Genomic DNA, 23,861 nt, shown 5'->3' with positions numbered 1-23,861 from the left:
GACACCGCTCCCAGCCTATAGAAGGAAAGCCAATCGATGCCGCAGGTGGATCCCGAACTCTTCGACCGCGGCCAGTTCCAGGCTGAACTGGCCCTGAAAGCGAGCCCTATCGCCGCCTTCAAGAAGGCGATCCGCCAGGCCCGCGAAGTGCTCGACGCACGTTTTCGCAGCGGCCGCGACATCCGGCGACTGATCGAGGATCGCGCCTGGTTCGTCGACAACATCCTGCAAAAGGCCTGGGACCAGTTCAACTGGAGCGAAGACGCCGACATCGCGCTGGTCGCGGTCGGCGGCTACGGTCGCGGTGAGTTGCACCCCTATTCCGATATCGACCTGCTGATCCTGCTGGACAGCGCCGATCACGAAATCTTCCGCGATTCCATCGAGCGTTTTCTCACGCTGTTGTGGGACATCGGCCTGGAAGTCGGTCAGAGCGTTCGTTCGGTGGACGAGTGCGCCGAAGAGGCCCGCGCCGACCTGACGGTGGTCACCAACCTGATGGAAAGCCGCACCATCTGCGGTCCCGAGCGTCTGCGCCAGCGCATGCTCGATGTCACCAGCACCGCCCACATGTGGCCGGCCAAGGAGTTCTTCCTGGCCAAGCGCGCCGAGCAGAAGGCCCGCCACCACAAGTACAACGACACCGAATACAACCTGGAACCCAACGTCAAAGGCTCACCCGGCGGACTACGGGATATTCAGACGATTCTGTGGGTCGCCCGTCGCCAGTACGGCACCCTGAACCTGCGCGCCCTGGCAGGCGAAGGCTTTCTGGTCGAGAGCGAAAACGCACTGCTGGCGTCGTCCCAGGAATTCCTGTGGAAAGTGCGCTATGCCCTGCACATGCTGGCCGGGCGCTCCGAAGACCGCCTGCTGTTCGATCATCAACGCACTATTGCGGGGCTGCTGGGGTTTGAAGGTGACGACGCCAAGCAGGCTGTCGAAAACTTCATGCAGCAGTATTTCCGCGTGGTGATGAGCATCGCCCAGCTCAGCGACCTGATCATCCAGCACTTCGAGGAAGTCATCCTCGCCCCGGAAGACGAAGCGCCACCGCAGCCGATCAACTCGCGCTTCCAGTTGCACGACGGTTACATCGAAGCACGCAACGACAACGTGTTCCGCCGTACACCGTTCGCCATGCTCGAGATTTTCGTGCTGATGGCCCAGCAGCCGGAAATCAAAGGCGTGCGCGCCGACACCATTCGTCTGCTGCGGGAAAACCGTCACCTGATCGACGACAACTTCCGCAACGACATCCGCAATACCAGCCTGTTCATCGAACTGTTCAAGTGCAAGATCGGCATCCACCGCAACCTGCGGCGAATGAACCGCTACGGCATTCTCGGGCGCTACCTGCCGGAGTTCGGCTTCATCGTCGGGCAGATGCAGCACGACCTGTTCCACATTTATACGGTCGACGCGCACACGCTGAATCTGATCAAGCACCTGCGTAAATTGCAGTACACCCAGGTGTCGGAAAAATTCCCGCTGGCCGCCAAGCTCATGGCCAAGTTGCCCAAGCCCGAACTCATCTACATGGCAGGCCTGTATCACGACATCGGCAAGGGCCGGCATGGCGACCACTCGGAGATCGGCGCGGTCGATGCCGAGGCGTTCTGTCAGCGCCACCAACTGCCGGTGTGGGACAGTCGCCTGATCGTCTGGCTGGTGCAAAACCACCTGGTGATGTCGACCACCGCCCAGCGCAAGGATTTGTCCGACCCGCAGGTGATCCATGACTTCGCCCTGGCGGTCGGTGATGAAACCCGTCTGGATTACCTGTACGTGCTGACCGTGGCCGACATCAACGCGACCAACCCGACCCTGTGGAACTCCTGGCGCGCCAGCCTGTTGCGCCAGCTCTACACCGAGACCAAGCGCGCCCTGCGCCGCGGCCTGGAAAACCCGGTGGATCGCGAAGAACAGATCCGCCAGACCCAGAGCGCAGCGCTGGATATTCTGGTGCGCGGCGGCACCGATCCGGACGATGTCGAGCAGTTGTGGGCGCAACTGGGCGATGACTATTTCCTGCGCCACACTGCCGGCGACGTGGCCTGGCACAGCGATGCGATTCTCCAGCAGCCGGCCGACGGCGGGCCGCTGGTGCTGATCAAGGAAACCACCCAGCGCGAATTCGAGGGCGGTACGCAGATCTTCATCTATGCGCCGGACCAGCACGATTTCTTCGCCGTGACCGTGGCCGCGATGGACCAGCTCAACCTGAACATTCACGACGCCCGGGTCATCACCTCCAGCAGCCAGTTCACCCTCGACACCTACATCGTGCTCGACACCGAAGGCGAATCCATCGGCGACAATCCGACCCGGGTCAAACAGATCCGCGACGGCCTGACCGAAGCCCTGCGCAACCCGGACGATTACCCGACCATCATCCAGCGTCGGGTGCCGCGCCAGCTCAAGCACTTTGCGTTCGCACCACAAGTAACGATCCACAACGACGCCCAGCGTCCGGTGACGGTGCTGGAACTCACCGCACCCGACCGTCCAGGCCTGCTGGCACGGATCGGCGGGATTTTCCTGGAGTTCGATCTGTCGCTGCAGAACGCCAAGATCGCCACCCTGGGCGAGCGGGTGGAAGACGTGTTCTTCATCACCGACGCCCACAATCAGCCGCTGTCCGACCCGCTGCTGTGCAGCCGTTTGCAGGATGCAATCGTTGAGCAGCTCAGCGTCAATCAGGAACCCGATATCAAACTGTCGCGTATCAGCATTTGACTGAGCGCCCGGATTCAACCGCTTTGCACGAGACCCAGCACCGATGAACAACGCTCTGACCCAGTTGCAGCCCTACCCGTTCGAAAAGCTCCGCGCCCTGCTCGGCAGCGTCACGCCGAACCCGGACAAGCGCCCGATCGCGCTGTCCATCGGCGAGCCGAAACACCGTTCGCCAAGCTTTGTCGCCGAGGCGCTGGCCAACAATCTGGATCAGATGGCGGTGTACCCGACCACCCTGGGCATCCCGGCCCTGCGCGAGGCCATTGCAGCCTGGTGCGAACGTCGCTTCAACGTACCGGGCGGCTGGATCGATCCGGCGCGCAATGTGCTGCCGGTCAACGGCACCCGTGAAGCGCTGTTCGCCTTCACCCAGACCGTGGTCAACCGTGGCGACGACGCGCTGGTGGTCAGCCCGAACCCGTTCTATCAGATCTACGAAGGTGCGGCGTTCCTCGCCGGCGCCAAGCCGCACTACCTGCCATGCCTGGATGAAAACGGCTTCAACCCGGACTTCGACGCGGTGTCGCCGGAGATCTGGAAACGCTGCCAGATCCTGTTCCTGTGCTCGCCAGGCAACCCGACCGGCGCGCTGATTCCGGTCGACGTCCTGAAAAAGCTGATCGCCCTGGCCGACGAGTACGACTTCGTGATCGCCGCCGACGAGTGCTACAGCGAGCTGTACTTCGACGAGCAAACGCCACCGCCGGGCCTGCTCAGCGCTTGCGCCGAACTGGGTCGCAAGGATTTCAAGCGTTGCGTGGTGTTCCACAGCCTGTCCAAGCGCTCGAATCTGCCGGGCCTGCGCTCCGGTTTCGTTGCCGGCGACGCCGATATCCTCAAGGGCTTCCTGCTGTATCGCACCTACCACGGCTGCGCGATGCCGGTTCAGACCCAACTGGCCAGCGTTGCCGCGTGGAACGATGAAGTGCATGTACGCGCCAACCGTGCGTTGTATCGCGAGAAGTTCGATGCCGTGCTGGCCATTCTCAGCCCGGTGATGGATGTACAGCGCCCGGATGGCAGCTTCTACCTGTGGCCGAACGTGCAAGGTGACGACGCGGCGTTCTGCCGTGATCTGTTTGCCGAAGAGCACGTGACCGTGGTGCCGGGTTCGTACCTGTCCCGCGATGTCGACGGGGTCAACCCCGGGGCCGGTCGTGTACGCATGGCGCTGGTCGCGCCGCTGGCGGAATGCGTGGAAGCGGCCGAGCGCATTCGCGATTTCGTTCTGCGCCACAAGTAATGCCTGAACGCCCGCGCCGGGCAATCCGGCACGGGCGCCTCATACAACAAGTTACAGATCCTCCAACTATTTACCCCACTTGCCGTCCGGCCAGACGTTAGTCTTGAGCCGCGCATATCTCTGCGCCTAAAACAAACTCAAGACTTTAACTTCAAGGAAGAAGTGAACATGAACAACCTGCTGGATTGCCAACTTATTCAATGGCCCGATGATCAAGCTGCGTACGCGGCGGCCATCAATGAAAACCCCGCCAATGCAGGCGCAAATACTGGCACCCGACGCAAACGCTCCGTCATTAACTATTCAAAGCTATGGGCCAACGGCCGAACCTTGAAAGTTGCCTTCATGGATTCACCCGATACCGATCACAAGAACAGGATTATCGCTGCAGCCAGGCAATGGCTGCCGTACATCAACCTGAAGTTTGAATTTGTCGACGATTTGAAAGGCGACATCCGGATTGCAACAAAGAACAATGACAACAACTCGATGCTGGGCACCGATGCGCTGTTGATCCACCCCGACCATCCCACCATGAACCTGGGGGTCAAACCGGAACATGAAGACTTTGAGGTGATCGTGATCCACGAATTCGGCCACGCACTGGGTGCAATGCACGAACATCAACACCCCAAGGCCAATATTCCATGGGATAAGCCAAAGGTGTACGAGTTCTACAAGAACCGTGAAATGAACCCGCTGACCGAGGAGCAGGTCGACAGGAACCTGTTCGCGTCCTTCGACACACTCGACGCGATCTACACCTCCTACGACCGAAAATCGATCATGCATCACCCGGTGGCAAACACATTGACAATGGGCAACTGGGAAGTGCCGATCAACCGCCGGATCAGTAGAAAAGACAAACGACTGATGCGATTGCTTTATCCAAAATAAATAACCGACACCGACACAAAAAGTTCGCCTGGCGCAACACCTCGCGAACTTTCAATATCACGCAACACAACCCGACTTTGTTCAATCCGCACTTTCCTTTAGCTTTCACCCGCCTGTTATCCGGCCCAACTTGCCCGAAATAAACAACAGCCTATTGGATCAACATCAGTACGGACACTTAGCATGAACTCCGCAACACTTTGCCTTACAGAAAAAACGGTTTCGCTTCAACGCGCTTATGAAGTCGCTGTAGACGAGAACCCAGCCAATGAAAAAACCTCGGCATCCGCTCGTAAAAAACGAGCCGTCGGGAAACACGGTTACTTCTGGGCGCCAGGCCGGACCTTGCGCATCGCGTTCCTGAGTGGTGATCAAGCGTTCAAGGACGCCGTCAAATCCGCGGCGAACAACTGGCTGCCTCATATCAACCTGACGTTCGACTTTGTCGAAGGTGAGACGGGAGATATCCGTATCAGCAGTGAAGACGGCATTTACTGGTCGATGATCGGAACCAACGCGCTGCTGGTCGAAGCAGAAGAACCCACCATGAGGCTGTCCCCGGAGCACCATCTCGCCCCGGCATTGTTCGCCGCCAATGTCATGCATGAGTTCGGACATGCTCTGGGCGCCGAACATGAGCACCTGCATCCCGAGTCGAACATCCCTTGGAACAAGCCTGCGGTCTACGCTGCACACTGGGTGGACGAAAACGCCGACGAAGACGACTACGCCCGCCGATCTGTCGATGAACGGTACTTCAACCTGCTCGACGCCAGCGATTTCGACTATTCGCCTTACGATCCGAAATCGATCATGCATTACGCCGTGCGCCAGAACTGGACCCACGGCAACTTCAAGATTGATCTGAATCTGGTGCTCAGCGAAAAGGACAAGGCGTTCATGGAAAAGGCCTATCCACACTCTGCGGTCCAGCATGACTGAACCATTCAACCAGGGCCCTATTTAAAGCGCCCCAAACCATCCAGACTCTAATAGGGAAATTGAGTAATGAACTGCCGCAACCTATGCAAAACCTTTCAAGCCGCTGACCCCTTTCTTTCTTACAAGACCGCCATCACGGAACGCCCTGGAAACTCACGAGCAGACAGCAACTCTATGCACTCGGTCGGGCTCTACTCAAAACTCTGGAAAAACTTCCGAACGCTTTCCGTCTGTTTTCTGGATGACTTAAGCGAAGATGACAAACAGGCCTTTAAAAGAACCATCTGGAAATGGGCAAGGTTGACGAACCTGAATATCGTTTTCGTCAGTTCCCTTGCTGCAACGATCAGAATCAAGACAAATACCCAGGAGAACCTTTCTGCGATCGGCACAGATGCTTTATTGGCAACCCCCGGTGAACCGACGACCTGGATCGCAGAAAAACCCGGCTCCGAGTTTTTCGAAGCAACAGTACTTCACGAATTTGGTCACGTACTCGGCCTCCAGCACGAGCACTTGCACCCTGAGGCGAATATCCCCTGGAACAAATCCAAAGTCCGGGACCACTACGCCGCACTCGGCTGGAGTCGCGAAGAGATCGACCGAAATTTTTTCGATCCTATCCACGAGTTACGCCCGGTGCTTACGGACTACGACAGACTGTCGATCATGCATTACCCGATTGATAAAGCATTCACGGACGACCTCTTGGAGGTCGGCATAAACATGATGCTCAGCGAAGAAGACATTCGTCTGGTCAGAGCGGTCTACCCGGAGACGCCTTCCGAATCCCCTGACGATCCGTCGTACCGCCCATGATTTCGCTCACCGGTTCATTGATCGAACAGGCGCACCCGCAACTTACTTGACCTGCCCCAGATTGGCCTCACTCAAATCCAATTCGCCCAACACCTCCCGCAACACGTCATCGCCAATCTGGTGTTGACGACTCAGGCTGTACAGCTCAAGGCGTTGCGCGCGCAGCGCCTTGAGGCGCAAACGGCGCTCAAGCAGATCCATCTGGAATGCCAGCGCCTGGGCTTCAGCCGAATCGTTGAACACCTCCAGTTGATGGCGATACTCGGACATGATCCGCGCCTTGAGTTCCGCTGACAGCGCGGCTTGCGCAGCGTCCTGTGGGTTGACCTCTTCGATCTCGAGCGCATGAATCGCTGCTTCCGCCGTCTTGCGCCAGGCGTCGCGCACTTCCTGGCGGCGTTTGTCGTCGGGGCTTTTCTGGATTCCGCGCAGCAGCAACGGCAAGGCGATGCAGGCTGCGACCAGCGACATCAAAATCACCCCGGCGGCGATGAAGATCAGCAAATCACGCTCGGGAAACGCCTCGCTGCCCATCAGCATCGGCACCGACATCACGCCCGCCAGGGTCACCGCACCGCGCACACCGCCGACGGTCAGCAGCCAGCAGGACCGGGCAGTCGGCACTTGTGTCAATTCACCCTTGCCGCGCAAGCGACGCAGCAACACCGACAGACGCCAGATGCTCTGCACCCAGATAAAGCGCAACAGCACCAGCGCCAGGAAAATCGCCACCACATCGAGGCAGCGATAGAACAGCGTCGGCCACAAAGAAGTCTCGTGGCTGACCACAGCCTTGATGATGTCCGGCAATTGCAGGCCGAGCAGCAGGAAGATCAAACCGTTGAAGGCGAACTCCAGCAACGACCAGACGCTGCGGTTGAGCAAACGGGTGCTGGTCTGGCGCGGCAGCAGGTCGAGCCAGCTCTGCATCATCCCCGCTGCCACTGCCGAGAGAATGCCCGAGGCGCCGAGCCGTTCGGCCAACACGTAAGCGGCAAACGGCAGCAGCAACATGAACACCACGTGGGTCGCCGGATCGTCCCAGCCCCGAGCGATCATCCATGCCCGCAGCCGCCCCACCAACCAACTCAATGCCACACCGACTGCGAGCCCGCCGACCGCCACCAGCACGAACGTCAGACTGGCGTTGGCCAAGGAAAACGCGCCAGTGACCGCCGCAACCAGGGCGAACTTGAACGTCACCAGGCCCGAGGCATCGTTCATCAGCGCTTCGCCTTGCAGCATGTGCATCAGCGGCGTCGGCAAGCGGTTCTGCGAAATCGCCGACACCGCCACGGCGTCGGTCGGCGACAACACCGCCGCCAGCGCGAACGCCACCGGCAATGGAATCGTCGGCAGCAGCCAGTGAATGAAGTAGCCGGCACCTACCACGGTAAACAGCACCAACCCGACCGCCAGCGTCAGCACCGGCCCGCGCAGACGCCACAGTTCGCGCTTGGGCATGCGCCAGCCATCGGAAAACAGCAGCGGCGGCAGGAACAGAAACAGGAACAGCTCGGGATCCAGAGCCACGTGCAGGCCGAGAGTCGGCCAGGCCAGCAAAGCCCCGGCGGCGATCTGTACCAGCGGCAGCGGCAACGGGATGACCCGTCCGACCAGACGCGAAACACTGACCAGCATCAGCAGGATCAGGACCGTATAAGCGGTTTGCATAAAGCGGAAATCTCAGACAATCGACAGCGTTGAACTGCCATATTAGCCGCTTAGGCTGTGGCTGACCGTTGCACCTATGTCGCAGCCCCCGTCCGGGAAATCAACCTCGGCCGCCGCGAAACGGTTTGGTCATGGCATAATCCGACACCATTTTTCTCCAGCACCTGTAAAGGGGGCGATTCCTTGACCGTTTCAAGCAAAACGTTGCACCTTTTCGGCATCAAAGCCTGCGACACCATGAAAAAGGCGCGCACCTGGCTCGATGAACACGCTGTCAGCTACGACTTCCACGATTACAAAACCGCCGGCATCGACCGTGAACACCTGACCCAATGGTGTGACGAACACGGCTGGCAAACGGTGTTGAACCGCGCAGGCACGACCTTTCGCAAACTCGACGACGAACGCAAAGCCGATCTCGACCAGTCGAAAGCCATCGAACTGATGCTCGCTCAACCCTCGATGATCAAGCGCCCGGTGCTCGATCTCGGTGACCGAACCCTGATTGGCTTCAAGCCAGATATCTACGCGGCCGCCCTCAAGTAAGCAGCCCGTCACTTTTTGCAGAGGTATTCACATGTCCAATTCCCTGTTCAGCATTGCCTTCGGCGTCGGCACCCAGAACCGTCAAGGCGCATGGCTGGAAGTGTTCTACGCTCAGCCACTGCTCAATCCTTCGGCCGAGCTGGTCGCCGCTGTTGCACCGATCCTCGGTTACACCGAAGGCAACCAGGCCATCACCTTCACCACAGCACAAGCCGCCCAACTGGCTGAAGCCGTGAAAGGCATCGACGCGGTACAAGGCAAGCTGCTGACCCGCCTGGCCGAAAGCCACAAGCCGCTGGTCGCCACCCTGCTGGCCGAAGACGCGCAACTGACTTCCACGCCTGAGGCTTACCTCAAGCTGCACCTGCTGTCCCATCGTCTGGTCAAGCCGCACGGCGTGAGCCTGGCCGGGATCTTCCCGCTGCTGCCAAACGTTGCCTGGACCAGCCAGGGCGCGATCGACCTGAGCGAACTGGCCGAGCTGCAACTCGAAGCCCGTCTGCGCGGCGAGCTGCTGGAAGTGTTCTCGGTGGACAAGTTCCCGAAAATGACCGACTACGTGGTTCCGGCCGGCGTGCGTATCGCTGACGCCGCACGTCTGCGTCTGGGCGCCTATGTGGGCGAAGGCACTACCGTGATGCACGAAGGTTTCATCAACTTCAACGCCGGTACCGAAGGCCCGGGCATGATCGAAGGCCGCGTCTCCGCTGGCGTGTTCGTCGGCAAGGGTTCGGACCTGGGCGGCGGCTGCTCGACCATGGGCACCCTGTCGGGCGGCGGCAACATCGTGATCAAGGTCGGCGAAGGCTGCCTGATCGGCGCCAACGCCGGTATCGGTATCCCGTTGGGCGACCGCAACACCGTCGAGTCGGGCCTGTACGTGACCGCCGGTACCAAGGTGGCGCTGCTGGACGAGCACAACAACCTGGTCAAAGTGGTCAAGGCCCGTGAACTGGCCGGTCAGACCGACCTGCTGTTCCGTCGCAATTCGGAAACCGGTGCCGTGGAATGCAAGACCCACAAATCGGCGATCGAACTGAACGAAGCGCTGCACGCTCACAACTAAGCGCCGCGTAATCCTTCTGTGGGAGCGGGCTTGCTCGCTTCCACAGGGTTTGGCGTACACCCGCCCAAGTTCACCAGGGCTCGAAAGCATGATGATTCCCTCCCCCTGGCGCGCCGATTTCCCGGCCATCGCCGCCCTGCAACGGCAAGACCAGACCTATCTGGACAACGCCGCCACCACGCAAAAACCCCAGGCCCTGCTTGACGCGCTGGCGCATTACTACGCCAATGGCGCAGCCAACGTGCATCGTGCCCAGCATCTGCCCGGCGCCCATGCCACGCAGGCGTTCGAGGACAGTCGCCTGAAGGTTGCCCAGTGGCTGAATGCCGGTGACAGCGGGCAGATCATCTTCACCCACGGCGCCACCAGCGCGCTGAATCTCCTGGCTTACGGCCTGGACCATCTTTTCCATCCGGGCGATGAAATTGTCATCAGCGCCCTGGAGCATCACGCCAACCTGCTGCCTTGGCAGCAACTGGCACAACGTCGCGACCTCAAACTGGTGATCCTGCCGCTGGACGATGACGGGGTGATCGACCTCACCGCCGCCGTGCACCTGATCGGCCCGCGTACCCGGTTGCTGGCGGTCAGCCAGTTGTCCAACGTGCTCGGTGCCTGGCAACCCTTGCCGGCCTTGCTGGCGATGGCCAAGGCGCAAAACGCGCTGACCGTAGTCGATGGCGCTCAAGGCGTGGTCCACGGCCGGCATGACGTGCAGGCCCTGGGTTGCGACTTTTATGTGTTTTCCAGCCACAAGCTGTACGGCCCCGATGGCCTCGGTGTGCTGTTCGGGCGCAACGAAGCGCTCGAGCAACTGCGCCCGTGGCAGTTCGGTGGCGAGATGGTGCTGGAAGCCAATTACCACGACGCGCGTTTCCGCCCTGCCCCGCTGGGCTTCGAGGCGGGAACACCGCCGATTGCCAGCGTGATCGGCCTTGGCGCGACCCTCGACTACCTCGCCGGTCTGGATCTGGACGCCGTATCCGCCCACGAAGCCGCGCTGCACGATTACCTGTTGCGTGGCCTCGCTGCCCGCAATGGCATCCGTCTGCTGGGCAAGCCACAACTGGCGCTGGCCAGTTTTGTCGTCGAAGGCGTGCATAACGCCGATCTGGCGCATTTGCTGACTGAACAGGGCATTGCCGTACGTGCCGGGCACCACTGCGCGATGCCGCTGCTCAAACGCTTTGAGCTGGCCGGCGCGATTCGTGTGTCGCTGGCGCTGTACAACGATTCCGAGGATCTGGAGCGGTTCTTTGAAGCGCTGGATCAGGCACTGGAGTTGTTGCGATGAGCCTGCCGGTCGAGGCCACCGAAGCACTGCAAACGTTTCAGAACGCCGCCGGTTGGGAACAACGGGCGCGGCTGTTGATGCAGTTCGGGGATCGTCTGCCGCCGTTGAGCGATGCGGACAAGTGTGATGCCAACCGGGTGCATGGCTGCGAAAGCCAGGTGTGGCTGGTCGGCGAGTTGCGCGACGGTCACTGGCAGTTCGCGGCGAGCAGCGATGCGCGGATGATTCGCGGGTTGGTGGCGTTGTTGCTGCTGCGGGTCAACGGTCTGACCGCCGGCGAGTTGCAGCAGGTCGATCTGCCGGACTGGTTCAATCAACTGGGGCTGTCGCGACAGTTGTCGCCGTCGCGCAGCAATGGCCTGAATGCCGTGTTGCAGCGAATGAACGAGCTGGCCCGCTAAAAGGGCTGCTACGCAGCCCTCTGCTTCAGGCCTGAGGCTTGACTCGATCCGCCGGGCGCCGGACGCCCGCCACAATCTTGTCCACGGCCTTGGTCGCCGCGACCATGCCGAACGTCGCCGTCACCATCATCACCGCGCCAAAGCCGCCGGCGCAGTCCAGTTTCACGCCGTCGCCGACAAAACTCTTCTGCAGGCAAATGCTACCGTCCGGTTTCGGATAGCGCAGCTGTTCGGTGGAGAACACGCACGGCACGCTGTAGTGACGGGTCACGGTGCGCGAGAAGCCGTAGTCGCGGCGCAACGTAGAACGCACTTTCGAGGCCAGTGGATCGTTGAAGGTGCGGTTGAGGTCGCAGACCTGAATCAACGTCGGATCGATCTGCCCGCCGGCACCGCCGGTGGTGATGATCTGGATCTTGCGGCGCTTGCACCAGGCGATCAGCGCCGCCTTGGCGTTGACCGCATCGATGCAGTCGATCACGCAGTCAATGTTCGGCGTGATGTATTCGGCCATGGTGTCGCGGGTGACGAAGTCCGCCACGGCGTGCACCTTGCAGTCCGGGTTGATCCCACGCAGACGCTCGGCCATCACCTCGACCTTGGGTTTGCCGACCGTGCTGTCCAGCGCATGCAGCTGCCGGTTGGCGTTGCTGACGCAGACATCGTCGAGGTCGAACAGCGAAATCTCGCCCACCCCGCAACGGGCCATGGCTTCCGCCGCCCAGGAACCGACGCCGCCAACGCCGACAATCGCCACGTGGGCGGCGCGCAAACGCGCCATCCCCTCAACGCCATACAAACGGGCGATGCCTGCAAACCGCGGATCTTCTGTACTCATGACCATTACCCCAAAAACCGGCGCGCATTATAGGGCCGTCGGCGGCCAAGAGCATCTTTGCGCTATGAACGGTGAGCCTGCCTGCTTTAATTAAAGCTGCACGTAACAAAGATTTGCCTTACATGCTGAAACGAAAGAACTTAAGTCGGGTTGGATTGCCCAACGTCCGGCATTTCCCTGTCTGTTGTAGGACTCGGCGAACTGCCGGTGTAGGATGCGCGCCCTCGGGCGTCAACCAGCCGACCCTTCGTTCCACAGACCTTGGAACCCGACACAGCTATGTCATCGCGTAAATTTGGACTCAACCTGGTGGTGGTTCTGGCAATCGCCGCCCTGTTCACCGGTTTCTGGGCGCTGATCAACCGCCCCGTCTCCGCGCCGAACTGGCCGGAGCAGATCTCCGGTTTCTCCTATTCACCGTTCCAGCAAGGACAGTTCCCGCAGAAGGATCAGTATCCGTCCGACGATGAAATGCGCCGCGACCTGGAGATCATGAGCAAGCTGACGGACAACATCCGCATCTACTCGGTCGACGGTTCCCTGCAGGACATCCCGAAACTGGCTGAAGAGTTCGGCCTGCGCGTGACACTGGGGATCTGGATCAGCCCGGACCAGGAACGCAACGAGCGCGAAATCACCCGCGCCATCGAACTGGCCAATACCTCGCGCAGCGTGGTGCGCGTGGTGGTCGGTAACGAAGCGATCTTCCGCAAGGAAATCACCGCCGAACAACTCAGCGTGCTGCTCGACCGCGTACGCGCAGCGGTGAAAGTGCCGGTGACCACTTCCGAACAGTGGCACGTCTGGGAAGAGCACCCGGAGCTGGCCAAGCACGTCGACCTGATCGCCGCGCACGTTCTGCCCTACTGGGAATTCATTCCGGTGGACAAGGCCGGGCAGTTCGTTTTCGACCGCGCCCGCGACCTGAAAAAGATGTTCCCGAAAAAACCACTGCTGCTGTCCGAAGTGGGCTGGCCGAGCAACGGCCGCATGCGCGGTGGCGCCGATGCGTCGCCTGCAGATCAGGCGATCTACCTGCGCACGCTGGTCAACAAACTCAACCGCCAGGGCTTCAACTACTTCGTGATCGAAGCGTTTGACCAGCCGTGGAAGGCCAGCGACGAAGGTTCGGTCGGCGCTTACTGGGGCGTGTTCAACGCCGCGCGCCAGCAGAAATTCAACTTCGAAGGCCCGGTCGTGGCAATCCCGCAATGGCGCGTGCTGGCCATCGGCTCGGTGGTGCTGGCGCTGCTGTCGCTGACCCTGCTGATGATCGACGGCTCGGCCCTGCGCCAGCGCGGCCGTACCTTCCTGACCTTTATCGCGTTCCTGTGCGGTTCGGTGCTGGTGTGGATCGGTTACGACTACAGTCAGCAATACAGCACGTGGTTCAGCCTGACGGTGGGTTTCCTGCTGGCGCTTGGTGCGCTCGGGGTGTTCATCGTGCTGCTGACCGAGGCCCACGAACTGGCCGAGGCCGTGTGGATTCACAAACGTCGCCGTGAATTCCTGCCGGTGGTCGGCGATTCCGACTACCGCCCGAAAGTCTCGATCCACGTGCCTTGCTACAACGAGCCGCCGGAGATGGTCAAACAGACCCTCGATGCCTTGGCCAACCTCGACTATCCGGACTTCGAAGTCCTGATCATCGACAACAACACCAAGGATCCGGCGGTCTGGGAACCGGTGCGCGACTACTGCGAAACCCTCGGCCCGCGCTTCAAGTTCTTCCACGTCTCGCCCCTGGCCGGCTTCAAGGGCGGTGCGCTGAACTACCTGATCCCGCACACAGCCAAGGACGCCGAAGTGATCGCGGTGATCGACTCCGACTACTGCGTGCACCCGAACTGGCTCAAGCACATGGTGCCGCACTTCGCTGACCCGAAAATCGCCGTGGTGCAGTCGCCGCAGGACTACCGCGACCAGAACGAAACCACCTTCAAGAAGCTCTGCTACGCCGAATACAAAGGCTTCTTCCACATCGGCATGGTGACCCGCAACGACCGCGACGCGATCATCCAGCACGGCACCATGACCATGACCCGTCGCTCGGTGCTCGAAGAACTGGGCTGGGCCGACTGGTGTATCTGTGAAGACGCCGAACTCGGTCTGCGCGTATTCGAGAAAGGCCTGTCGGCGGCGTATTACCACGACAGTTACGGCAAGGGTCTGATGCCGGACACCTTCATCGACTTCAAGAAGCAGCGTTTCCGCTGGGCCTACGGTGCGATCCAGATCATCAAGCGTCACACCGGCAGCCTGCTGCGCGGCAAAGACACCGAACTGACTCGCGGCCAGCGCTACCACTTCCTCGCGGGCTGGCTGCCGTGGGTGGCGGACGGCATGAATATTTTCTTCACCGTCGGCGCGCTGTTGTGGTCGGCGGCGATGATCATCGTGCCGCAACGGGTCGATCCGCCGCTGCTGATTTTCGCAATTCCGCCGTTGGCGCTGTTTGTGTTCAAGGTCGGCAAGATCATCTTCCTCTACCGTCGCGCCGTGGGCGTGAACCTGAAGGATGCGTTCTGCGCGGCACTGGCCGGTCTGGCGTTGTCGCACACCATCGCCAAAGCGGTGCTGTACGGCTTCTTCACCAGCAGCATTCCGTTCTTCCGTACGCCGAAAAACGCTGACAACCACGGCTTCTGGGTGGCGATTTCCGAGGCCCGGGAAGAGCTGTTCATCATGCTGCTGTTGTGGGGCGCGGCGCTGGGGATCTTCCTGGTGCAGGGCCTGCCGAGCAACGACATGCGCTTCTGGGTGACCATGCTGCTGGTGCAGTCGCTGCCGTACGTGGCGGCGCTGGTCATGGCGTTCCTGTCGTCGCTGCCAAAACCGACGCCGACGCCTGAACCGGCACCGGCTGTCTAAATCCTCTGCGATGCACTAAACGGCGGCCAATGGTCGCCGTTTTGCTTTAAGATAACCGCCATTTTGCGGGGCTTGGCGTGATATCCAACCCTGTGGGAGCGAGCTGACTCGCGATGGCAATGTAACAATCAGCCTTTATGTTGACTGACACACCGCCATCGCCAGCAGGCTGGCTTCCCCATTGGCCCTTGCCCAATTTCAAGCATCCGGAGTTTTCCATGACGGCCCACGCCGACCTTTCGCCGACCCTCCAACTCGCCATCGACCTGATCCGCCGTCCGTCCGTGACGCCGGTCGACGCCGATTGCCAGAAGCAGATGATGCAGCGCCTGGGCGATGCCGGTTTCACCCTGGAGCCGATGCGCATCGAAGATGTGGATAACTTCTGGGCGATCCACGGCAAACACGACGGCCCGGTGCTGTGCTTCGCCGGTCACACCGACGTGGTGCCGACCGGCCCGGTGACCGCGTGGCAGATCGACCCGTTCAACGCAGTGATCGACGAACACGGCATGCTCTGCGGCCGTGGCGCGGCGGACATGAAAGGCAGCCTGGCCTCGATGACCGTGGCGGCAGAGCGCTTCGTCGCCGACTACCCGGATCACAAGGGCAAGGTTGCGTTCCTGATCACCAGCGACGAAGAAGGCCCGGCGCATCACGGCACCAAGGCTGTGGTCGAGCGTCTGGCCGCCCGTAACGAGCGTCTGGACTGGTGCATCGTCGGCGAGCCATCGAGCACTACCCTGGTGGGCGACGTGGTGAAGAACGGTCGTCGCGGCTCCCTCGGCGCCAAACTGACCGTGCGCGGCGTGCAGGGCCACGTGGCCTATCCGCACCTGGCGAAGAACCCGATCCACCTCGCGGCTCCGGCTCTGGCCGAACTGGCCGCCGAGCATTGGGATCACGGCAACGACTTCTTCCCGCCGACCAGTTTCCAGATTTCCAACGTCAACTCCGGCACCGGCGCGACCAACGTGATTCCGGGCGATCTGGTGGCGTTGTTCAACTTCCGTTTCTCCACCGAATCGACGGTCGAAGGCCTGCAAAAGCGCGTCGCCGACATCCTCGACAAGCACGGCCTGGACTGGCACATCGACTGGGCGCTGTCCGGTCTGCCGTTCCTCACCGAACCGGGCGCGCTGCTCGACGCGGTGTCGTCGAGCATCAAGCAGATCACCGGTCGCGAGACCAAGGCGTCCACCAGCGGCGGCACCTCCGATGGCCGTTTCATCGCGACCATGGGCACGCAAGTGGTTGAACTGGGCCCGGTCAACGCGACCATCCACCAGGTCAACGAGCGCGTACTGGCGGCCGATCTCGACGTGCTGACCGAGATCTACTACCAGACCCTGATCAAGTTGCTCGCCTGATGCTCGCGTGCCCGATCTGCAGTGAACCACTGAACGCGGTGGACAATGGCGTGGTCTGCCCCGCCGGCCACCGCTTCGACCGTGCGCGCCAGGGTTACCTGAACCTGTTGCCGGTGCAGCACAAGAACAGCCGTGATCCCGGCGACAATCAGGCGATGGTCGAGGCTCGCCGCGACTTCCTGAACGCCGGCCACTATGCGCCGGTAGCCAAGCGTCTGGCGGAACTGGCGGCGAGTTATGCGCCGGCCCGTTGGGTCGATATCGGTTGTGGCGAGGGTTACTACACCGCGCAGATCGCCGAGGCCTTGCCGGACGCTGACGGCTATGCGCTGGATATTTCGAAGGAAGCGGTCAAACGCGCCTGCAAACGCAATCCGGCGCTGACCTGGTTGATCGCCAGCATGGCCCGGGTGCCTTTGGCCTCCGGCAGCTGCCAGTTTCTGGCCAGCGTCTTCAGTCCACTGGATTGGGAAGAAGCCAAGCGTCTGCTCAGCGTCGGCGGCGGCCTGATGAAAGTCGGCCCGACCAGCGGCCATCTGATGGAACTGCGCGAGCGCCTGTACGACGAAGTGCGCGAGTACACCGACGACAAGCACCTGGCCCTGGTGCCGGAAGGCATGGCGCTGGCGCACAGTGAAACCCTCGAATTCAAGCTGACGCTGGACAAGCCAGAGGATCGCGCCAACCTACTGGCGATGACGCCCCACGGCTGGCGCGCCAGTGCCGAACGCCGCGCGGCGGTGATTGAGCAGCCCGAGCCGTTCGTGACCACCGTGTCGATGCGCTACGATTATTTCGTTCTTCAATAACTTTTGGTCCCGGGCAACGACCCGGGGCCGGCTAAATCCGCGAATGGATTTTTCAGACCCGCAGTGAGGATATCCATGCGCCAACCGGACATCGAGATTTACCTGAAAGACGCCGACGTCGACCACAAGGCCATTTCCGCCTGGCTGGGCGCCGCCCTTGGCCCGTGCAGCGACTGGGTACAGAAAGGTCAGACCTACAAGTGCAAGGCCGGCAACATCCCGGTGACCTGGCTGCCAAAAGCCGTGGGCAAGTGGAACAGCCTGTACCTGGAAAGCGATGCGACCCCATGGGACGACGACATCGCCTGCGCCCGCGCAGCCTTTGCCGCGCTGAACGTCGAAGTGCGCTGCGCGCCGGGGACGTGGGTCGAGGAAGAAGGTGAGGAAACGGCGGATCGCTGGATTCGCATCAGCGAAGACGGTGAAGAAGAGATCACCTGGAAAACTGCCTGACGCTGAACACTCCCACGCTCTGCGACCCACGGCGGACGCAGAGCGCGGGAACGATCATTACAGGCCTACAACATCCTCGGCCTGCAAGCCCTTCTGCCCTTCCACCACCGCGTATTCAACCTGCTGACCCTCGGTCAGCGAACGGTGGCCTTCACCGCGGATCGCGCGGTAGTGCACGAACACGTCCACCCCGTCTTCGCGCTGAATGAAGCCGTAGCCCTTGGCGTCGTTGAACCACTTCACGTTGCCGGTTTCACGTGTTGCCATCTGTTCATACTCCTTTTTTATTATTGAACAGGCTTTTCGCAGGAAAGCCTTTGCGGAACGTCAGCCTGCGTCCGACGTCCATAAAAGGGCCCCGGCGACAGAGCGCCGAGTATATGACAGGCGACAAAACTCTCAACAGGAGATTACTTCGCCGCTTTTTTGCCGATTTTCGAGTAATCCGGCAAACTGTCGACCGCCCGAGCAAACGCTCGGTTTATCCACTCATGCAGAAGCCGTATGACCCGTTCCCCGTTCCGCCGTCTTGTGTTTGGCACCTTGCGCCGACTGTTGTATCTCTGGGTTCGCTCCGAGACGATCAACCAGTCGTCGTTCACCCTCAACCTCGACCGCAGTCGTCCGGTGTTCTACGTCCTGCAAAACCCATCGCTGACTGATCTGGCGGTGGTCGACACCGAATGCACCAAGGCCGGTTTGCCGCGCCCGGTGCTGCCGGTGTCAGTCGGAAATCTGCTGGAGCCGGCGGCGTTCTTCTACCTGACGCCGGACCCGGACTGGCTCGGCCGCCAGGACAAGCGCGGTGCGCCGCCGACCCTGACCCGACTGGTCAGCGCCCTCAGCCAGAATGCCGCCGAAGACGCGCAGATCATTCCGGTCAGCGTGTTCTGGGGCCAGTCGCCGGACAGCGAGAACAGCCCGTGGAAATTGCTGTTCGCCGACAGCTGGGCCGTCACCGGGCGCCTGCGTCGCCTGCTGAGCATCATGATTCTGGGCCGCAAGACCCGCGTGCAATTCTCAGCACCGATCCACCTGCGCGAGCTGATAGAACACAACAAGGGCCACGAGCGCACCGTGCGGATGGCCCAGCGGATCCTGCGGGTGCACTTCCGCAACCTCAAGGCTGCGGTGATCGGCCCGGACATTTCCCACCGCCGTAACCTGGTCAAGGGCCTGCTCAACCAGCCACTGGTCAAGCAAGCGATCCTCGACGAAGCCGAACGCGAAAACATCTCCCCGGAAAAAGCCAAGGCCCAGGCCCTGCGCTACGGCAACGAGATCGCCTCGGACTACACCTACACCGCGATCCGTTTTCTGGAAGTGGTGCTGAGCTGGTTCTGGAACAAGATCTACGACGGGATCAAGGTCAACCACATCGAAGGCGTGCAGAAGGTCGCCCAGGGTCACGAAGTGATCTACGTGCCGTGCCATCGCAGCCACATCGACTATCTGCTGCTGTCGTACTTGCTGTTTCGCAACGGCCTGACCCCGCCGCACATTGCCGCCGGGATCAACCTCAACATGCCGGTGATCGGCAGTCTGCTGCGCCGTGGCGGTGCGTTCTTCATGCGCCGCACGTTCAAGGGCAACCCGCTGTACACCTCGGTGTTCAACGAATACCTACACACCCTGTTCACCAAAGGTTTCCCGGTCGAATATTTCGTCGAGGGCGGTCGCTCGCGTACCGGGCGCATGCTGCAACCGAAAACCGGGATGCTGGCGATCACCATGCGCAGCTTCCTGCGTTCGTCGCGGATGCCGATCGTGTTCGTGCCGGTGTACATCGGCTATGAGCGCGTACTTGAAGGTCGTACCTACCTCGGCGAACTGCGCGGTGCGAGCAAGAAGAAAGAGTCGATTTTCGACATCTTCAAAGTCATCGGCGCGCTCAAGCAGCGCTTCGGCCAGGTGGCGGTGAACTTCGGCGAACCGATCAAGCTCGCGGAATTCCTCGACAGCGAACAACCGGGCTGGCGTCAGCAGGAACTCGGCCCGCAGTACAAACCGGCGTGGCTCAACGAAACCACCAATCGCCTCGGCGAGAAAGTCGCGCAGCATCTGAACGAAGCGGCGGCGATCAACCCGGTGAATCTGGTGGCGCTGGCGCTGCTGTCGACCACCCGGCTGGCGCTCGACGATCGGGCCATGGCGCGGGTGCTGGATCTGTACCTGGCGCTGCTGCGCAAAGTCCCGTACTCGCCGCATACCACGTTGCCGGAGGGCGATGGCCGGGCGCTGATCGAACACGTGAAGGACATGGACCTGCTGTCCGAGCAGAATGATGCGCTGGGCAAGATTCTGTATCTGGACGAGCAGAACGCCGTCCTGATGACTTACTACCGCAACAACGTGCTACACATCTTCGCCCTGCCGGCGCTGCTGGCGAGCTTCTTCCAGAGTGCATCGCGCATGAGCCGCGAACAGATCCTGCGCTACACCCGCGCGCTGTATCCGTACCTGCAATCGGAGCTGTTCATCCGTTGGACCCTGGACGAACTGGACGCGGTGATCGATCAGTGGCTGGAAGCGTTCGTCGAACAAGGCCTGCTGCGCTTCGAAAAAGACGTGTACCTGCGCCCGGCACCGAGTTCGCGGCATTTCGTGCTGCTGACCCTGCTGTCGAAGAGCATCGCCCAGACCCTGCAACGCTTCTACATGACCGTGTCGTTGCTGCTCAACGCAGGCCAGAACACCATCAGCGCCGAAGAGCTGGAAGACCTGTGCACGGTCATGGCCCAACGCCTGTCGATCCTGCATGGCCTGAACGCACCGGAGTTCTTCGACAAGAGCCTGTTCCGCCACTTCATCCAGACCATGCTCGACCTCGACGTGTTGCGTCGCGACGAAGCAGGCAAATTGAGCTATCACGAACTGCTCGGCGAACTGGCCGAAGGCGCAGCCAAACGGGTATTGCCGGCGGAGATTCGTTTGTCGATTCGTCAGGTGGCGTTGCATCGCAGTGAAGATGCAGCCGATCAGCCCGCCGCCCCTGCGCAGAGCGACTAAATTCCTACAGGCGCCAGGCTTCTTCTGGCGCCGTCGATATGGAGATATCCGATGAAAAAACTATCCCTGCTGGCCGCAGCCACATTGCTCAGCGCCTGCCAATCGACCTCGCCAGCCGGCAAAGCCAGCCTCGACGGTGAAGTGTTCTACCTGCAACGCATCGCCCTGCCACCGAGCGCAACCTTGAGCGTAAGCCTGCAGGACGTCTCGCTGGCCGATGCTCCGGCGGTAGTGCTCGACGAACAGAAAGGCCCGGTCAAAGGCCAGGTGCCACTGCCATTCCACTTGAGCTACGATCCGGCCCAGGTCAAACCCGGCCACCGCTATTCGGTCAGCGCACGCATCGAAGTCAACGGCGAGCTGATGTTCATCACCACCGAAAACCATGCCGTGCAGCTTGATGGCAAGGATCCGCAGCCGCTGAAAATCCGCGTCGACGCCGCCCGCTAATTCTTTTGAACAAGGAAGCTTTCATGCTCCGTCCAACCCTTCGCTTCGCCGGCCTGTGCGCGGGCCTGATGATCTCCGCCAACGCTATGGCCCTGTCACTGAGCGACCTGTCGCAAGGCGACGCCACCGGCGGCCTCAAGGATGCCCTGACCCAAGGTGCGCAACTGGCCGTCAAACAACTTGGCACGCCGGGCGGCTTCAGCAATAACCCGGACGTGAAAATCGAGCTGCCGGGCAAACTCGGCAAAGTCGCCGGCAAGATGAAAGCGTTCGGCATGGGCGCCCAGGTCGACGAGCTGGAAACCGCCATGAACAAGGCCGCGGAAACCGCCGTGACCCAGGCCCAGCCGATCCTGGTCGACGCCGTGAAGAAAATGAGCGTGGCCGACGCCAAAGGCATCCTCAGCGGTGGCAACGACTCCGCCACCCAATACCTGGACAAATCCAGCCGCGAACAGATCCGCGCCAAGTTCCTGCCGATCGTCAAACAGGCGACCGACAAAGTCGGCGTGGCGCAGAAATACAACGCCTTCGCCGGCCAGGCTGCAACGTTGGGCGTAGTCGATGCAAAAAGCGCCAATGTCGAAAACTACGTCACCGAACAGGCACTGAACGGTCTGTTCGAAATGATCGGCAAACAGGAAGAAACCATTCGCAAGAACCCGGCCGCTGCGGCGACGAGTCTGGCGAAGAAGGTGTTTGGCAGCCTCTAGGCCGACGCTGCACGGGAGCGAGACAACTCGCTCCCGTCCTTCAACTCACTGGCTGGACTGCGTAAAAAGAACACCCACTCGCTGCCCATTTTCCTTCTCTCGAAGACCTGCAACTCGACCAGCCCATTCAGGGCTGACATCGCCGTGCTGCAAGAACAGCCCAAGTGCTCCTTCACATTGCTCGCCGTAAACTCCTTCGCCACTCCACTCTTGGCCACCTGATACAGCGCCCGCTGCCTTTGCATCAGCCGCTCGAAAAAACCCGACGCCATCAGCCAGCGCTCAAAGTCCTCCGTGTACGCCAGGCTTTTGCGGTAGACATCCGTGAAGCGACTGACTGCACGCTGAATCACCGAACACTGAAACTCGATGAAATACGTCAGATCCAGCTCGTCGGCCTCGCTGTGCAAATACGACCGCCCGTACTTCACCGGCGCATTGCGCAGCAAAGGACTGATCGCAATGTAGCGAACTGCCGAAAACTCGTGCTTGAACATGAACCAGTAGAACAACGCCCTCGCGCCCCGTCCGTTGCCATCGCGAAACGGATGTTCGTAGCCCAGAGAAAAATGCAGCGTGATCGCCTTGATCAACGGGTGCAGGTAGTCCCTTTCTTGAGGTGAACCGAGTGGCTGATTGATCCAGCGTACAAGCCTCTGCAAACGCATCACCAGCCCGACAGCCGGCGGCGGTGTATGCACCGTGTTGCCCTCGCCATCCTGTACCACCACTTCATCGTTCGTCCTGAAAAAACCGGGACTGTATTGCGCGTCATCGATCCCCTCGACGCCCACCCGATGCATTGCCGCGATCAAGTCGACGCTCAAAGGCTGGTAACGGTTTTCCCAGGCGAAATTCATCATCCTGTAATTGCCCATGACCATGCGCTCATCCGGTGTGCGCGGCTGCCGTTGATACTTGAGCATGTCCTTGGCAACTCGCGTGGTCGTGGCCGCACCTTCCAACTGGCTGCTGGCGACCACTTCGTCTTCGATCAGATCATTGAGCAAATAACTGAAATGCGACCGTTCGCCGATCTGCCCGGTCATGCATTCCAGCGAAGCGGAAGTCGTCTGCAGATCGACGGCCGAAAGGGTTTTCCGTGCCGAGGGTGTCAGCAAATACTTGCCCCACTGCGGTGGCTCGCTCAATGGCAGGAGATTGATGTACTGCGCAGCCCTCGCCTTCTTCACCAACGCCCAACACAAACGAGCATCCAGCCCCGGCGCCCAGCGATAGCGCAAATCCTCAAAAGGCAAATAACGCCCCCGATCATCAAGAGGCTTGAGCAGCGCCAGATAATCCACCAGATGCTGCTTGTGAGGCGCCCGCGCCAACAAATCGAACACCGGATCAGACCGTCCTTTCAATACCGGCGGCTTCTTCACAAAAAACCTCTCGATCACTCATAAAAACAGAGGATCGAGTACAACACCCAAGACCGGACGTCCTCAATATCAGAGAATTCTGAAAAAGCTGTAGGAGCCCCCACAACCCACAACCACGCAAACACAATGAGCGTTAGCTCGAGTACCGCTCTTGACGTGCCGGCCCCTTCGGCAGGCTGAGTGGAGGGATTCATCCGGGGGTAGGCGCGAAGCGCCGTTCGACGAAGTCGAATACATCGAGAGGAGGTGCAGCGAAGCAAACCGGAGGCGATGCCCCCGGATGAATCCCGGAACGAAGGAACACCGAGCCAAAGCGAGGTGCCGAACGCCGGGGCCCAG

20 protein-coding genes are annotated in these 23,861 nt (G+C 60.7%); 16 read left to right on the top strand and 4 right to left on the bottom strand.

The window, feature by feature from the left end; all coding sequences use genetic code 11:
* Positions 1-36: 36 nt before the first annotated feature.
* The 5 genes from IF199_RS05785 (at position 37) to IF199_RS05765 (ending at position 6,640) form a co-directional block, all read left to right on the top strand.
* Complete coding sequence (locus tag IF199_RS05785) at positions 37-2,739, top strand: [protein-PII] uridylyltransferase (RefSeq protein WP_096819630.1); 2,703 nt, start codon at positions 37-39, stop codon at positions 2,737-2,739.
* Positions 2,740-2,782: 43 nt separating this feature from the next.
* A complete protein-coding gene (gene dapC, locus IF199_RS05780) occupies positions 2,783-3,982 on the top strand; it encodes a succinyldiaminopimelate transaminase (RefSeq protein WP_102621427.1) in 1,200 nt (399 codons plus the stop codon).
* A 168-nt stretch (positions 3,983-4,150) separates the two neighbouring features.
* On the top strand, positions 4,151-4,879 hold the full coding sequence (locus IF199_RS05775) for a M12 family metallopeptidase (RefSeq protein WP_192559902.1): 729 nt from the start codon (positions 4,151-4,153) through the stop codon (positions 4,877-4,879).
* Between the two features lie 183 nt (positions 4,880-5,062).
* Positions 5,063-5,821 carry a zinc metalloprotease gene (locus tag IF199_RS05770; RefSeq protein ID WP_192559901.1) on the top strand — a complete coding sequence of 253 codons (759 nt, stop codon included), beginning with the start codon at positions 5,063-5,065 and terminating at the stop codon, positions 5,819-5,821.
* 66 nt (positions 5,822-5,887) lie between these two features.
* On the top strand, positions 5,888-6,640 hold the full coding sequence (locus tag IF199_RS05765) for a M12 family metallopeptidase (RefSeq protein WP_192559900.1): 753 nt from the start codon (positions 5,888-5,890) through the stop codon (positions 6,638-6,640).
* A gap of 42 nt (positions 6,641-6,682) precedes the next feature.
* Here IF199_RS05765 and IF199_RS05760 read toward each other — a convergent pair whose 3' ends face one another.
* Complete coding sequence (locus tag IF199_RS05760) at positions 6,683-8,314, bottom strand: Na+/H+ antiporter (protein ID WP_192559899.1); 1,632 nt, start codon at positions 8,312-8,314, stop codon at positions 6,683-6,685.
* 183 nt (positions 8,315-8,497) lie between these two features.
* Between IF199_RS05760 and IF199_RS05755 the strand changes: the two genes are divergently transcribed.
* The 4 genes from IF199_RS05755 to IF199_RS05740 all read left to right on the top strand — a co-directional run bounded on the left by IF199_RS05755 (position 8,498) and on the right by IF199_RS05740 (position 11,621).
* On the top strand, positions 8,498-8,860 hold the full coding sequence (locus IF199_RS05755; RefSeq protein ID WP_003222107.1) for an ArsC family reductase: 363 nt from the start codon (positions 8,498-8,500) through the stop codon (positions 8,858-8,860).
* Between the two features lie 31 nt (positions 8,861-8,891).
* The gene (gene dapD / locus IF199_RS05750) at positions 8,892-9,926 is read left to right on the top strand and encodes a 2,3,4,5-tetrahydropyridine-2,6-dicarboxylate N-succinyltransferase (protein WP_007954762.1); all 1,035 of its coding nucleotides are present in this window, start codon (positions 8,892-8,894) and stop codon (positions 9,924-9,926) included.
* An 88-nt stretch (positions 9,927-10,014) separates the two neighbouring features.
* Positions 10,015-11,220: an aminotransferase class V-fold PLP-dependent enzyme gene (locus IF199_RS05745; protein WP_192559898.1), complete on the top strand. Its 1,206-nt coding sequence runs from the start codon at positions 10,015-10,017 to the stop codon at positions 11,218-11,220.
* On the top strand, positions 11,217-11,621 hold the full coding sequence (locus IF199_RS05740; protein WP_096819636.1) for a SufE family protein: 405 nt from the start codon (positions 11,217-11,219) through the stop codon (positions 11,619-11,621). The genes IF199_RS05745 and IF199_RS05740 overlap by 4 nt, the downstream gene beginning before the upstream one ends.
* A 25-nt stretch (positions 11,622-11,646) precedes the next feature.
* Here the strand turns inward: IF199_RS05740 and tcdA are convergent, their stop codons facing one another.
* A complete protein-coding gene (gene tcdA, locus IF199_RS05735; RefSeq protein WP_096819637.1) occupies positions 11,647-12,465 on the bottom strand; it encodes a tRNA cyclic N6-threonylcarbamoyladenosine(37) synthase TcdA in 819 nt (272 codons plus the stop codon).
* A 273-nt stretch (positions 12,466-12,738) separates the two neighbouring features.
* On the opposite strand from tcdA, the gene IF199_RS05730 reads away from it, so the two are divergent.
* The 4 genes from IF199_RS05730 to IF199_RS05715 all read left to right on the top strand — a co-directional run bounded on the left by IF199_RS05730 (position 12,739) and on the right by IF199_RS05715 (position 17,962).
* Positions 12,739-15,330, top strand: a complete 2,592-nt coding sequence (locus tag IF199_RS05730) for a glycosyltransferase (RefSeq protein WP_192559897.1) — start codon at positions 12,739-12,741, stop codon at positions 15,328-15,330.
* 218 nt (positions 15,331-15,548) lie between these two features.
* Complete coding sequence (gene dapE / locus IF199_RS05725) at positions 15,549-16,700, top strand: succinyl-diaminopimelate desuccinylase (RefSeq protein ID WP_096819639.1); 1,152 nt, start codon at positions 15,549-15,551, stop codon at positions 16,698-16,700.
* Positions 16,700-17,509, top strand: coding sequence for a putative RNA methyltransferase (locus IF199_RS05720; protein WP_096819640.1), 810 nt, complete (start codon positions 16,700-16,702; stop codon positions 17,507-17,509). The genes dapE and IF199_RS05720 overlap by 1 nt, the downstream gene beginning before the upstream one ends.
* Before the next feature lie 75 nt (positions 17,510-17,584).
* A complete protein-coding gene (locus IF199_RS05715; RefSeq protein ID WP_085605197.1) occupies positions 17,585-17,962 on the top strand; it encodes a hypothetical protein in 378 nt (125 codons plus the stop codon).
* A 57-nt stretch (positions 17,963-18,019) separates the two neighbouring features.
* On the opposite strand, the gene IF199_RS05710 is transcribed toward IF199_RS05715, so the two are convergent.
* Positions 18,020-18,229: a cold shock domain-containing protein gene (locus IF199_RS05710; protein ID WP_007954750.1), complete on the bottom strand. Its 210-nt coding sequence runs from the start codon at positions 18,227-18,229 to the stop codon at positions 18,020-18,022.
* A 237-nt stretch (positions 18,230-18,466) separates the two neighbouring features.
* Here IF199_RS05710 and plsB point away from each other — a divergent pair, with 237 nt between their 5' ends.
* From plsB to IF199_RS05695, 3 genes are read left to right on the top strand one after another with little or no spacing between them, the layout of a single operon-like run.
* The gene (plsB, locus tag IF199_RS05705) at positions 18,467-20,971 is read left to right on the top strand and encodes a glycerol-3-phosphate 1-O-acyltransferase PlsB (RefSeq protein ID WP_102621434.1); all 2,505 of its coding nucleotides are present in this window, start codon (positions 18,467-18,469) and stop codon (positions 20,969-20,971) included.
* A 51-nt stretch (positions 20,972-21,022) separates the two neighbouring features.
* Positions 21,023-21,421 (top strand): YbaY family lipoprotein, encoded by a 399-nt coding sequence (locus IF199_RS05700; protein WP_096819642.1) that lies wholly within the window; start codon positions 21,023-21,025, stop codon positions 21,419-21,421.
* A gap of 23 nt (positions 21,422-21,444) precedes the next feature.
* Positions 21,445-22,134 (top strand): DUF4197 domain-containing protein, encoded by a 690-nt coding sequence (locus IF199_RS05695; RefSeq protein WP_096819643.1) that lies wholly within the window; start codon positions 21,445-21,447, stop codon positions 22,132-22,134.
* Here the strand turns inward: IF199_RS05695 and IF199_RS05690 are convergent.
* On the bottom strand, positions 22,131-23,522 hold the full coding sequence (locus tag IF199_RS05690; protein ID WP_192559896.1) for a Fic family protein: 1,392 nt from the start codon (positions 23,520-23,522) through the stop codon (positions 22,131-22,133). The genes IF199_RS05695 and IF199_RS05690 overlap by 4 nt on opposite strands.
* Positions 23,523-23,861: the final 339 nt, after the last annotated feature.

Source organism: Pseudomonas allokribbensis, assembly GCF_014863605.1.
Lineage (GTDB): Bacteria > Pseudomonadota > Gammaproteobacteria > Pseudomonadales > Pseudomonadaceae > Aquipseudomonas > Aquipseudomonas allokribbensis.
This window is presented reverse-complemented; position numbering and strand designations above follow the sequence as displayed.